General features: G+C 72.6%; 11 protein-coding genes and 1 pseudogene. 8 read left to right on the top strand and 4 right to left on the bottom strand.

Annotated elements, in window-relative coordinates; all coding sequences use genetic code 11:
* Positions 1-100: 100 nt before the first annotated feature.
* Positions 101-676, bottom strand: a complete 576-nt coding sequence (locus BIV24_RS30235; RefSeq protein WP_071369663.1) for a hypothetical protein — start codon at positions 674-676, stop codon at positions 101-103.
* A 196-nt stretch (positions 677-872) separates the two neighbouring features.
* Between BIV24_RS30235 and BIV24_RS30240 the strand changes: the two genes are divergently transcribed.
* The 3 genes from BIV24_RS30240 (at position 873) to BIV24_RS30250 (ending at position 4,741) form a co-directional block, all read left to right on the top strand.
* Positions 873-1,412 carry a hypothetical protein gene (locus BIV24_RS30240; RefSeq protein ID WP_071369664.1) on the top strand — a complete coding sequence of 180 codons (540 nt, stop codon included), beginning with the start codon at positions 873-875 and terminating at the stop codon, positions 1,410-1,412.
* A 263-nt stretch (positions 1,413-1,675) separates the two neighbouring features.
* A complete protein-coding gene (locus BIV24_RS30245) occupies positions 1,676-2,824 on the top strand; it encodes a serine/threonine-protein kinase (protein ID WP_245767009.1) in 1,149 nt (382 codons plus the stop codon).
* 75 nt (positions 2,825-2,899) lie between these two features.
* Positions 2,900-4,741 (top strand): alkyl/aryl-sulfatase, encoded by a 1,842-nt coding sequence (locus BIV24_RS30250; protein WP_071369666.1) that lies wholly within the window; start codon positions 2,900-2,902, stop codon positions 4,739-4,741.
* A 19-nt stretch (positions 4,742-4,760) separates the two neighbouring features.
* On the opposite strand, the gene BIV24_RS30255 is transcribed toward BIV24_RS30250, so the two are convergent.
* Positions 4,761-6,104 carry a helix-turn-helix domain-containing protein gene (locus BIV24_RS30255; RefSeq protein ID WP_071369667.1) on the bottom strand — a complete coding sequence of 448 codons (1,344 nt, stop codon included), beginning with the start codon at positions 6,102-6,104 and terminating at the stop codon, positions 4,761-4,763.
* Between the two features lie 204 nt (positions 6,105-6,308).
* Here BIV24_RS30255 and BIV24_RS30260 point away from each other — a divergent pair, with 204 nt between their 5' ends.
* Positions 6,309-6,485, top strand: a complete 177-nt coding sequence (locus BIV24_RS30260; RefSeq protein WP_177198879.1) for a hypothetical protein — start codon at positions 6,309-6,311, stop codon at positions 6,483-6,485.
* 79 nt (positions 6,486-6,564) lie between these two features.
* Here BIV24_RS30260 and BIV24_RS30265 read toward each other — a convergent pair whose 3' ends face one another.
* Both BIV24_RS30265 and BIV24_RS30270 read right to left on the bottom strand, forming a co-directional pair.
* Positions 6,565-7,671: a PP2C family protein-serine/threonine phosphatase gene (locus BIV24_RS30265; RefSeq protein WP_425442607.1), complete on the bottom strand. Its 1,107-nt coding sequence runs from the start codon at positions 7,669-7,671 to the stop codon at positions 6,565-6,567.
* Between the two features lie 237 nt (positions 7,672-7,908).
* Positions 7,909-8,544 (bottom strand): NAD(P)-dependent oxidoreductase, encoded by a 636-nt coding sequence (locus BIV24_RS30270; RefSeq protein WP_071369669.1) that lies wholly within the window; start codon positions 8,542-8,544, stop codon positions 7,909-7,911.
* A gap of 104 nt (positions 8,545-8,648) precedes the next feature.
* On the opposite strand from BIV24_RS30270, the gene BIV24_RS30275 reads away from it, so the two are divergent.
* The 4 genes and pseudogenes from BIV24_RS30275 to BIV24_RS34725 form a co-directional block, all read left to right on the top strand.
* Positions 8,649-9,125 carry a hypothetical protein gene (locus BIV24_RS30275; protein WP_071369670.1) on the top strand — a complete coding sequence of 159 codons (477 nt, stop codon included), beginning with the start codon at positions 8,649-8,651 and terminating at the stop codon, positions 9,123-9,125.
* Between the two features lie 376 nt (positions 9,126-9,501).
* Complete coding sequence (locus tag BIV24_RS30280; RefSeq protein ID WP_342745297.1) at positions 9,502-10,380, top strand: hypothetical protein; 879 nt, start codon at positions 9,502-9,504, stop codon at positions 10,378-10,380.
* A 112-nt stretch (positions 10,381-10,492) separates the two neighbouring features.
* Entirely contained in the window at positions 10,493-11,500 is a 1,008-nt protein-coding gene (locus tag BIV24_RS30285) for an endonuclease/exonuclease/phosphatase family protein (protein ID WP_071369672.1), read from the top strand.
* Positions 11,501-11,769: 269 nt separating this feature from the next.
* Positions 11,770-12,627 (top strand): annotated as a pseudogene (locus BIV24_RS34725) (VWA domain-containing protein); the annotation flags it as partial.

Consider the following 12,627-nt stretch of genomic DNA (forward strand, 5'->3'; position numbering starts at 1 on the left):
CGGGGCGAACGTTGCCTGCCGCGGCACTAGAGCCCCACCAGGGCCCACGACGGAGGGGGTCCGGCCCCTTGAAGGTGGTCGGACTCCGTCCTCTCGATGTCTACGAGGCCGGCCCGGCACGTCGCCGCCGGTCATCACCGCAGGATCCCGGAACGGAATCACGCCCTGCCGTTCCTTCCTCGGCCTTCGCCCCGCCAGGCGGTCCCCCCGGCCCGGGCTCGTCGTGGTCCTCTTGCGACTCCCGGTTCCGGCGCCTCGGCTCAGCGGCCTCGACGATCAGGTGCGCCACATCGGCAGGCAGTGAGAGGTTCTTCTCCAGCCATACGGCGTCCATCCCGCGGACGGCCAGTACCCAGGCGGCATAGAGGCAGTCGACGGACGGCGCGTCGGGGCCCCGCAGGCGTGCGCGGACGGCTTCTTCGGGGAAACCGTCCAGGGTGTGGGCCGTGAACCACGACGCGTCGACCGGCTCGGCAGCCTTGCCCCGCGCGTCCCGGAACCGCCGGAACCGGCCCTGTCGGGCCCTCGTGCCGACGACGAGCGCGACGAAGGCGGCAGCCAGGACGGCGGCGGCCACACCCGGGCGATCGGCGACCGGGAACTGCGTCCACACCGGCGGCATGCCAAGGGCCGCCACCGCCTGCCCGCCGGAGTGAGGGTGAAGCAGGATCCACATCGGCGCCTCCCTTCACACACCACCATCCTCACTCCGCTTCCGGCCGCCGTCGACGAGACTTCGCCACCCCCGCCCCTTATCGAAGATCAGTTAGTCTGACTGCCGCCGTGCCGTGGACAGTGCCCCGGCCTTGTGTTCGGGGGCCTTGCGTTCCGAGGGTCCTTGGCGGACACGTCCGGTGACCGCAAGGGGAGACATGTTCGGGAAGCAGCGACTGGTGGTCGCCGGGGTGACGGCGATCCTCATGTTCGGACTCGGCGCGTGCGGCGGCGGACGGCACGACGCTCCGGGACACGGGGGCGGCACCGGTCACGGCGGCGGGTACGCCCACCAGGAAGCCCAGCCGCACACGGACCGCGTCGTCGGTCTCCGGGACACCGTCCGGCACGTCCCCAGGAGGACCGTCAAGGACACCCGGCCGCACATGGTCAAGAAGTGCACGCCCGCCACCAAGCGGGTCAAGCACACGAAACGTACGGGATCGGGCGCCCACAAGAAGACGCGCACCTGGTACACCACCGAGCGATACCGGGACTGCACGAAGGTCCAAGAGGGCACCGAGACGTACCGGCGGGTCGTCCAGCGCGAACGGTGGTGCGTGAAGCTGGACGATGTCAACGGCGACACCGCGAGGGACGACGTCTGGTACCGGGTCACCCGCACCACGTACAACAAGGCTCTCGGCATGGAAGAGCACACCCGCATCAATTTCGTCCCGGTCGGCATCGGCTGCTGAACCACCCACCGTCGCACCGGATGTGAGCGGGTGTGAGTGGCGGAGTTCATCTGGCTCTGGTCTGCGGGGACTTGGGGCTGGACGGGGAGTTTCCCCCACGCGAGCGCCCGGATCATCACCTCTCGATCACATCGGGGGTGACCATGATCGAAACGCGCGGTCGTGCCAGTAGGCTGGAACCCGCTGCAGTACCCACCGTCACCCGCCCCGGCGGCGTCATGGCAGGCAGCGGTCGAGAGGTCTCACGACATTCGTCTCACGGCATGAGGATGAAACAACAGGTGCTGATCGCGGGCCGGTACGAGCTGAACACCGCCATCGGGCGTGGCGCGATGGGGGAGGTCTGGCGTGCGTACGACCAGATGCTCGGCCGTCCCGTCGCCGTCAAGGTCCTGCTCGCCCAGAACGACGACCGCACCGCCGACTCCCGTTTCCGCCTGGAGGCCCAGACCGCGGGCCGCCTCCACCACCCCCATGTGGTCGGCGTCCTCGATTTCGGGGAGCACGAGGGCCGGCTGTTCCTGGTGATGGAGCTGGTGGAGGGCGACAGCCTCTCCCGGGTACTGTCCGACGACGGGCCGCTGCCCGCCGAACGGGTCGCCCGCATCGCCGCACAGGCGGCGGCCGGGCTCGCCGTCGCCCATGAACAGGGCATCGTGCACCGGGACATCAAGCCCGGCAACCTGCTCCTCGACGCGGACGGCACGGTGAAGATCGGCGACTTCGGCATAGCCCGCTTCATGGACGACCCGTCGGCCGCGCTCACGGCGACCGGGCAGATCGTCGGCACCAGCCTGTACATCGCGCCCGAGCGGGCCCTGGGCAAGCCCGCGGGACCGGCCAGCGACGTGTACTCGCTCGGTTGTGTGCTCTACCAGCTCCTCACCGGGAACCCGCCGTTCCGCGCGGGCACCCCGATCGCGGTCCTGCACCAGCATCTCGACGCGGCTCCCGTGCCGCCGCGCGAGCTGGGCGTCGCCCTGCCACCCGCCTTCGAGAATTATCTGCTCGGTCTGCTCGCCAAGCGGCCCGAGGAGCGGCCCACGGCACTGCAGATCGCCGACTGGTTCGCCTCCGGCTCCTGGCGGGGCCACGCCGAACCGCTCCCGGCCGTGGCCCAGGAACCGCCTCCCGCTCCCGCGCCTGCCCCGCAACCGCCGGCGGTCCCCCGCAGCGTGACGGGCCCGGCGACGACGTACAAACTCCCGCCCTCGGCCGGGGTCCCGGGTCACCGGGCGGCCCACCGCCAGCGGCCTGCCGCTGCGGGCCGACGTGGCCGTTCACCGGCCGGTGGCCGTCAGCCGGCCACGCTCCGCGCCTTCGCCGAGCAACGGCCGCACGTGGTGGCGCTCATCGCCGCGGCGGCGCTGTTCCTCGTGGCGATGTTCGTGGGCATGTCGATGTTCTCGTAGTGCTCCGGCCGCACCGGCACCCTGAACGGTCCCCCACCGGTGGCCTCCCGCATCCCGCGCGCCGAAGCTGGCCCCATGGACGCCCCGCCCCGTGACGGACTGCCGCCCTTCGAGGACCGGACCGACTTCGAGAACGCCGACCGCGGGTTCGTCGCCGCCCTGGTCCCCGGGATGGTGACGGCCGAGGACGGACGGGTGCTGTGGGACGGGGACGCGTACCGCTTCCTCGACGGGGACTGTCCCGGCACCGCGCACCCGAGTCTGTGGCGGCAGTCGCAGCTGTGCGCTCGGCAGGGGCTGTACGAGGTCACCGAGGGCGTCTACCAGGTGCGCGGCCTCGATATCTCCCACATGACCCTCGTCGAGGGCCACGACGGCGTCCTCGTCGTCGATCCGCTCATCTCCGCCGAGTGCGCGGCGGCCGCCCTCGCCCTCTATCGGCACCACCGCGGGCAGCGGCCCGTCACCGGGCTGATCTACACCCACTCCCACGTCGACCACTTCGGCGGCGCCCGCGGTGTGCTGCCGCGCGGCGGGGAGGCGGCCGTGCCGGTCCTCGCGCCCGCCGGCTTCCTGGAGCACGCGGTCAGCGAGAACGTCCTCGCCGGGCCCGCGATGATCCGCCGCGCCGACTTCATGTTCGGCACCCGGCTGGTCAAGGCGCCCGACGGGCACATCGGCACGGGACTCGGCACGGCCAGGTCCACCGGTACGGTCGGCCTCGTCCCGCCGACCGTCGACATCACGCACACCGGGCAGACGGAGACCGTCGACGGCGTCCGCATCCTGTTCCAGCTGACGCCCGGCACCGAGGCGCCCGCCGAGATGAACTTCCTCTTCCCCGAGCAGCGCGCCCTGTGCCTCGCCGAGAACGCCACGCACACCCTGCACAACATCCTGACCCTGCGCGGCGCCCTGGTCCGCGACGCCCGCGTCTGGTCGCGCTACCTCGACGAGGCCATCGACTTCTTCGGCGACGCCTACGACGTGGCCTTCGCCTCGCACCACTGGCCGACCTGGGGGCACGAGAACGTCGTCCGGCTGCTGGCGGAGCAGCGGGACCTGTACGCGTATCTGCACGACCAGACCCTGCGGCTCATGAACAGCGGTCTGACGGGCCCGGAGATCGCGGAGGAACTGCGGCTGCCGCCCGCGCTGGCGAACGCCTGGCACGCGCGGGGCTACTACGGCTCCCTGAGCCACAACGTCAAGGCCGTCTACCAGCGGTACATGGGCTGGTACGACGGCAACCCGGCCCACCTCTGGGAGCATCCGCCGGCCGCGCTCGCCGAGCGGTATGTGGAGATGGCGGGCGGGCCGGAGGCGATGCTCGCGGCGGCCCGCCGGTACGCCGACGCCGGCGACCTGCGCTTCGCCGCCACCCTCCTCAACCACCTGGTGTTCGCCTCCCCGGACGACGAGGAGGCGAAGGAGGCACTGGCCGGCGTGTACGAACGGCTCGGGCACGGCGCCGAGAACGGGCCCTGGCGGAACATCTACCTGACCGGCGCGCTGGAACTGCGCAAGGGCGCGGGCACCGCCTCCGCCACGGACACGGCCGGGATGACGTCGGGGCTCACCGTGAGCATGCTGCTGGACTCGATCGCGGTCCGCATCGACGGGCCGCGCGCGGCCCGGGAGCCGCGGCTCGTCATCGACCTGGTCGTGATCGACGAGCAGTGCCGGCACCGGATCAATCTGCAGCACGGCGCGCTCACCCACCGCAGCCTGCCGCTGCACCGCACGCCGAAACCGGGGGCGGGCCTGACGCTGACCCTGACCCGCGCCGAATTCCTGGGCCTGCTCGCGGGCAGGGGCCTCGCGGGCATCGAGACGGACGGGGACCGGGAGCTGCTCAAGCGGCTGTTCTCGTATGTGACCCAGCCGGACCTCGGCTTCGCCATCGTCACCCCGTGAGCGGGCCGTCGCGCCCCCTCTACAGCGGCGGCTGCGCCGGCGCGGGGCCCAGGGTCGTCGTGCCCGGGGCGGTGCGGTGGCCGAGGCCCGTGCGGTACGCGTCCAGGGCCGCCTCCACCCGGCCCGTGCGGCGCAGCAGATCGCCCAGCAGACGGCACAGGTCCGCCAGGTCGCCCGCCGCGCCCGCCCTCTCCAGCAGGCTCAACGCGCGGACGTAGTGCTCCTCCGCGTCCTCCGTGTCACGGGCGTCCTCCGCGATGATGCCGAGGAGACGGTGGGCGGCGGCGGAGTGCACGGCGCCACGCTCCGGGCCGATGTCGCCGAGGACGCCGTGCAGCAACCGCGCGGCCTCCTGGGACTTCCCGCGCCGGTGCAGCACGTCCGCCAGTTCCACCGCGACCTGGCTGCTGTAGAGGGCGGCCCGCTGCTCGGAGAGCATGGTGAGAGCCTCACGCAACTCGCCTTCCGCGCGCTCCAGTTCGCCGTTCTGCGCGTACAGATAACCGCGCATCCAGTGGCAGTTGGCCAGCTCGGTGCGGATCCGCAGGTGCCGGTACAGCTCGGCGGCCTTGGCGAGGGAGGCGTCTGCCTCGGCGATCCGGCCCTCGGCGATCAGTGTGCGCGCCACCGACCGGTGCATGCGCGCGACCAGCACCGGGTCGCCCACCTGGGGCGCGAGCGCCAGCGCGAACTCGGCCGCCTGTGCCGCCCTCGCATGGGCGCCCATGTCCATGTACGGGCCGATGGCGCTCGCATAGAGCAGCAGCAGGGCGTCCGGGTCGTGCAGTCCCAGGCGATTCAGTTCGTCGAGGGTCGACTCCAGCAGATAGCAGGCGTAGCGGAGTTCACCGGCGAGGTAGTGGGAGACGGCGCGGCCGCGCAGTGCCGGGACCCGGCTGGTCAGCGGTGCGTCGCCCAGGCGCTCCTCCGAGCGCTCGAAGTACCGCCGCCCGGCCGTCAGATCGCCCCGTTCCAGCGCGCACTCGCCGAGCCCGAGCAGCGCGGCGGCCTGCTCACCGACGAGCCCGTGCGCCTCGGCCTCCGCGAGCAGCGCGTTGTACTGCTCGGCCGCGGCCTCGGCCTCGCCGGTGGCCAGGGTGCGCTGGGCGTCGGTCAGCCTGAGCCGCAGGCCGGTGGCGAGATGGGCCGGACGACCGGTGGCCAGTTCCTCGTAGGCGATGCCGAGCCGCTCGGCGATGTGCCGCAGCGCCGGCTCGGAGGCACGGACGCGGCCCGCCTCCACGGTGGAGATGTACGCGGGCGAGTATGCGGGCTCGGCCAACTGCTTCTGTGTCAGCCCGCGTTCGGTCCGCAGCCGCTGCACCCTGCGCCCGATGGTCTCCGGGTCGTCACGCTCCGCCATGAACCAAGCATGCCATCATGGCGACTTACGTCCGGACACCTCTGATTATTCTTCAACTAAGCATGCCACTGGTCCCGTTGACGCTCATGTGGGCACCCGGGAACCTCAGCGCATCCTCTTGCACCACCCCTCGGGACGGCCTACGTTAAGCCGCGCGTTAAACCCACTTAACAAGCTGCTGATGCGATGCGAAGCGAGGCCGCCGTGCTCCGACGAACAGCCGCCCGCTACATCCGAAGCGTCGCCGCGGCGCTGATCGCCGTGGTCGCCCTGACCATGGCCGCCTACGTGGGTCCGGCCCGGGCCGCGGAACCGGGGACCGCGCCGTACGTACAGGACCTTCCCACCGGCGTGCCGCCCACGACGGCGGGAACGACGTGACCGGGAACGCGTCGGCAGGAACGGCGGGACCGGAGCAGGCGTGACCGGATGACCGCGACGGCGGTACGCCGAGCAGCGCTCACGCACCGTCGGCTGTGGGCGGACGGCGCACCGCGAGGATCGCGGTGTCGTCGTCGAGGCGGCCCCCGCTGTGGCGCAGCGTGCCGTCGTGGACGAGGCGTACCAGCGGGCCCGGCTCGGCGGCATGCGGATCCTCGGCGAGCGCGCCGGCCACCCGGTCCCGCAACGGGAAGAACTCCCCGGCGGCGTCCCGTGCCTCGGACACCCCGTCCGTGACCAGCAGCAGCGTCTCGCCCGGCGCGAGCGGTACGCGCAGCGTCGTCGGCGGCAGTCCGTCGCCCAGGTCGCCGAGGCCCAGCGGCAGGCCGTCCCCCGGCGGCAGGGGCCGTACGCCGCCGGGGGCGACCACCAGCGGCGGTTCGTGCCCGAAGTTGACGACCTCCACGTACGAGGTGTCGGCCGCCGGGAAGCCGACCAGCACGGCGGTGGCGAAGCGGGGGTCGTCGTCGCAGCCGATGCCCACGCGGTAGCGGACGTGCCGCGACATCCGGAGTTCGAGCCGGTGGGCGAGCGTACCGAGGGCGGGCTCGTGGTACGCCGCCTCGCGGAAGGTGCCGAGCAGCGCCAGCGCGGCCGTGACGGCCCCGAGTCCCTTGCCCTGGACGTCGCCGAGCAGGACGCGGGTGCCCTGCGGGCCGGGCTGGATGTCGTAGAAGTCGCCGCCGACGCGGGCGATGCTGTCGGCGGCGAGGTAGACCGCCGCATGATCGAGACCGCCCCAGCCGGCCGGCAGCGGGCGCAGCACCGTGTGCCGGGTTATCTCGACGAGGTCCTGCATGTGCAGCATGCGCCGCTCGCCGCGCACCCGGACCGCGCAGGCCAGCACGGCGATCGCGCCGCCCGCGACGACCAGGATGAAGTCGGGCAGCCCGCTCTGGAACTCGTGCGGCCAGGCATGGTCCTCGATCTCGTAGACGGCGACGGCCAGCACCGCGGCGCTCACCGTGCACCACACCCCGCAGAGCGCGGCGGCGATACCAGGGGCGAGCACCACCCAGGAGAGGGTCCGGAACCCGTCGGCCCTGTCCCAGTCGAGCAGCGCGATGGTGAGGAGCAGCGCGTTCGGCGGTATCCAGGCGATGCTGCGCCCGCGCACACGCAGCAGCTGCGGTCGGCCGCGCAGGGCGCCTTCGTCGGGGAGGGAGCCGTCGCGCGGCGGCCCGGGGGCAGAGGGGGCGGACGGCCGGGGCGAAGCCCCCCAGGCGGCGGGCCGCTTGGGACCACGGCGTGGGCCGTCGGGCAACGGGAGGCCACGCCACCGGCGCGCGGCCCCGCCCTGCGTCCCGCGGTCCTCCTGCGGGTCGTGCGGTCGTCGACTGCTGGGCACGGGCGCCGCCGTCCGTCAGTACGCGACCGACATGCGGGCGCGTGGATGGGCGCCCTGTTCCAGTTCGTCGACGAAGGCGACCGCGTAGTCCTCGGCGCTGATCCGGCTGTTGCCGTCCGCGTCGGTCAGAAGCCGGTCGTCGTCCACCCGGAAGCGGCCCGTGCGCTCGCCGGGGGCGATCTCGGCGGCTGGGGAGACATACGTCCAGTCCAGGTCGCAGTCCGTGCGGAAGTACTCCAGGGCCGCGCGGTGGGCGAGCGCCTCGGCCGCATACGCCTCGGGGAAGCCGGGCTGGTCGCACAGTGCCTGTCCGGGCGCGACCTCCAGGCTGCCGGCGCCGCCGACCACCATGAACCGGCGCACCCCGGCGTCGCGTGTGCCCCGCACGAGAGCGCGGTTGAGGGCGAGGAAGGGTTCCGTCGGGTCCGAGCCGTCCCTGGGCGGTGCGCACGCGCTCGCCACCGCGTCCGCACCCGTCGCCAACGCGGCCACCTTCGCCGGATCCGAGGCGTTCGCCGCCGTGGCCGTCACCCCGGGTACCGGCGACCGGCCGGAGCGGCTCACGGCGATGACCTGGTGCCCGCGCTGCCTCGCCTCCGCGGCGATCCGGCTGCCCACCATTCCCGTCGCCCCGAACAGCACGATCCTCATGAGCCCCAGCCAAACACGGCCCCGGTGGCCACGCATCCCGACTTGCCGACCTCCCTGGCCAGGTGTGCCCTGGAGTGCGGGGACGAGGAGAGAGGAGTGCTCCCATGGCTCATGCGGCACCCGCCTCGGGGACACCACGCACACCCGCCACCAGGCTCCCGGCCACGGTCGCGGCGCAGCGCCCACCCAACCTCTTCGACCGGCGCACGCACGCCGCCGGACGGGTCGCGGTGCCCGTCGTCGTCGGTCTCGTCTACGGCTACTGGGCCGCGACCACCAGGCGCCGCGGCGGCCCCCTCACGGGCTGGAACATCGGGTTCGGCTTCCTGACCGCGCTCGTGTTCGCGGCGGTGTGCATCGGACTGTTCCTCGTGGCACCGCGTCTGCGGCGTGAACAGCACGCGACGCTGTGGGCGGCGTTCGCGGGCATCGCGCTCGGCTTCCTGTTCAGCCAGAGCGGCCACAGCGTGTTCAGCTCGGCGGGCTTGGGGCTCGTGTTCGCCGCGGCGGTGTTCCTGTTCAACTTCTACCGCTACTACACCCACGAGAAGCTGCAGAGACCGCAGGAGCCGGCCGGCTGACCGCCGGTCCGGCTCATCTTGCGGCGCACGAGACCCCGGCTACCGGCCCATGCCGACGCCGGGGCCTCATGCGTCTCCCTCACTCGCCCGCCCCGGGACCCGCTCCCGGGAACCGGCTGCCCGCCCCACCACCAGGTAACACCCGTTCGGGTGAACCCTCCACCGGAGAGCACTGCCACGGCCCTGCCACGGCCGTGAACGCCCCAGGTCGTTGGCCCGCCTCGATCGTCGACACGTACGGTGACGACGGCCGCGCCGGTCCCGGCCGCCACCGCTCTTCCCTTCGGCTCGTCATACCCACCCATTTGCAGGCGATCGGCTCGCCCGTCGGGTGTCGGCACGATTCGCTGAGGGAGTGTCTCGACGTGTCCGGAGATTGGTCTCCGCTGTGCTGGTCGGCCTCGCCTGTCTGCTCGCGCCGCTGGGCGTTCTCACCGTGTGGGCGAAGTACGGCATCGAGGACGGCCCCCGCTATGCCGCCACCACCGACCCGCTCGCCTCCGACGCCGAGGTCCGGGACGCCATAGCCACCGCCGTCACCAACGGCATCATGCGGGAAGTGCACGTCGGGCAGCCCCTGCAGGGCTCCGTGCACACCTTCGTGCACGACGCGGTCCGTTCGTTCACCGACACCAAGGCCTTCCACAGCGCCTGGGACACCGCGAACCTCACCGCCCACGACGCCGTGATCCGCGCCCTGCACGGCGACGGCGACAGCCCGGTCACCATCGACCTCGCCCCCGCCACCGAGCGGCTGAAGCGGCAACTCTCCGACGAACACGTGCCGTTCGCAGGCCGTATCCCGGTCGCGCACATAGAGATCACCCTGCTGCAGGCCGAGGACCTGACGAAGCTCCGAAAGGGGTTCCACGTGCTCGAAGTCACCGGTTTCTGGCTTCCCGGCGCCGCGGTCGGTTTCGCCCTGAGCGGCATCCTCGTGGCCGTGTGCCGGCGCCGGGCGGTGCTCGCGACCGGTCTCGGCACAGCGCTGGGCGCGGGGCTGCTCGTCATCGCGATCGAGGTGGGCCGCCGGATGACGCTCCGGGACCTCCCGGCGGGCATCTCGCAGCCGGCCGCCGGAGCGGTCTACGACGCCCTCACCGATTCGCTGCGCACGGTGTCCTGGCTGCTGCTGGCAGTCGGCCTCACGGTCGCCCTGGCTGCCTGGCTCACGGGCATCGTCATGCGACGCCGCGGGGCGTCCGCAGAGCCCGATCCGGTCACGGCGGAGCGGCCGAAACGGGTCCGGGCCTGACTCGGCTCCCCCCTCGCCGCCCCCTCCTCGCCCCGGCAACCATCTCCTTTCCCTCCCCGTCTTTGAGGGAGGATCCGGACACCCAGCCCACCGAGGAGAAGGCGGCCGGTACATGGAGACTGCGACCGCGGAGTGGACCGAGCCGACCGGGGCCCGGCGCCGGTCCCGGAGAAAGACCGCGGGAGCCTGGCTCGCCGGAATGCTGCTCGCAGGGGTGAGCGTCGTCGTCGGCTGTCGCGCTGCCGACACCGACGCGATCACCCCCGTACCGCAACTGCTCGCCTTCCTGCCCTGGCTGCTCGCCCCGACCGCCCTCGCCCTCCTCCTCTCCCTGCTCGCCCGCTGGCGTACCGGCATGGCCTGGGGCGTCCTCGCGCTCGCCGCGCTCGCCTGGTTCATCGAGCCGTACGGCAAAAGCAGCGAACCCACCGGCACCCCGCTCGCCGAGTTCCGCGTCCTGACGTCCAACGTGCAGTTCGGCCGGGGAACCGACTCCCTTGTACCCGCGATCCGCCGCGAGCGCCCCGACATCGTGTTCGTCGAGGAGTGCGAGCACCACTGCTCCGCCACCCTGGAGCACGCCGTCGGCGGCAAGGACGGCATCTACCCCTACCGGCAGGCCGTCGAGGGCAGCGGCTCCGACGGCTCGGTCGTCCTCAGCCGCTTCCCGCTGAAGGCCGCGCCAGGCCTGCCGGGCACCATGGGCATGCCCGGCGCCGTCGCCGACGTCCACGGTCACGCCGTACGCCTCCAACTCGCGCACCCCATGCCCCCGCTCGCCGGCCAACTGTCCGTCTGGCGCCGCGAACTGGGAGCGCTGCGCACCTACGCGGCAGCCGGCGGCGACGCCCCCACGGTCATCGCGGGCGACTTCAACGCCTCCCAGGACCACGCCGCCTTCCGCCGCATCCTCGACACCGGCCTGCGCGACAGCGCCCGTCTCGCCGACGGCACCCGCACACCCTCCTGGCCCGCCCGCGCCATCCCGCCGCTGGGCGTGCAGATCGATCACGTCCTCGTCTCCCGGGACTTCTCGGTGAACTCCGCCCGCTTCCTGGACATCGCCGCCACCGACCACCGCGCCCTGATCGTCGACGTCACGCTCCATCAGCGCACCTAGAGCGTGGGTCGGCGTCACCGTCGCCCGGCGTTCCGGGACGGCGGTTCAACCCGGCATGTCCGCAGGCGGGTTGAGTCGCAGAAGTGGCAGCGGCGACCGCAGGATCGACCGGGGTGGCCGCGAGGGCGGCAATGGCGGACGCACGGTGTTGGCATGGGGCGCTTCCGATGGTTGGGCCCTACCCAAGATCACTGCCGGTGGCCGCTAACCTTACGTGTCCGTCCTGGCCAGGGATAGACGGGCTTCACCTCATGCGAAGGGTTGCGCACATGGGCATTCTCACTCTCCTGCGGAACGCGTTCGGCCGCTCACGCAAGGGTCGCACCGCCGAGGGGGAGCCCTCGGGGGAGACAACCGCTGCCGAGGTGACGCCCTCGGAGCCGTCGGTGCCGACACCGGCCACGGAGCCGGCACCGGCCGCTGCGGAGCCCGTCGAGCCGACGGCGCCGAACGACATCCCGGCACAGTCGCCGGCCCAGGAGGCGTCCGGGGCGGACGAGCATGAGCTGGTGGCGGCGGCCTTCGACAACGTGACGGTGCCGCGGCAGGTGACGCCCCAGGCGGAGACGGCGATCGCCACGAGCTCGGAGCCGGAGACCGAGGCCGCCGAGGCCAGGGCGGAGGTTGAGCCGGAGGCCACGGAACCCGCGGCTGCGGCAGAGGCTGAGCCGGAGACCGAGGCCGCCGACGCCACGGCGGAGGCCGAGCCGGAGACCGAGGATGAGCCTGAGGCTGAGGCCACCCCGGAACCGGAGGCTGCAGAGCTGGAGTCGGAGGTCACGAAGCCTGAGGCGGAGCCGAAGGCAGGATCCGAGCGGAAGACCTCGGCCGCGATTGCGGGGGGGCCGGAGCCCGAGGTGACAGCGGAGCCGGAGCCCACGGCCGAGGCAACCTCCGAGCCCGCATCGGAACCGGAGGCCGCGAAGGTGTCGGAGACCGGGCCGGAGGTCGAGGTCACGCCGGAGGCTGCGACTGAGGCCGTCGCCGAGGTGACGCCGGAACCGAAGCCCACCGCCGAAACTGCGGCGCCCGAGCCGGAGCGTGAACCCTCGGCCGAGATCACGCCGGAACCCGAGCCGGAGGTCGACGTCGCGCTGGAGGCTGCGACTGAGGCCGCCGCCGAGGTG

This window comes from Streptomyces colonosanans (assembly GCF_001866645.1).
Taxonomy (GTDB): domain Bacteria; phylum Actinomycetota; class Actinomycetes; order Streptomycetales; family Streptomycetaceae; genus Streptomyces; species Streptomyces colonosanans.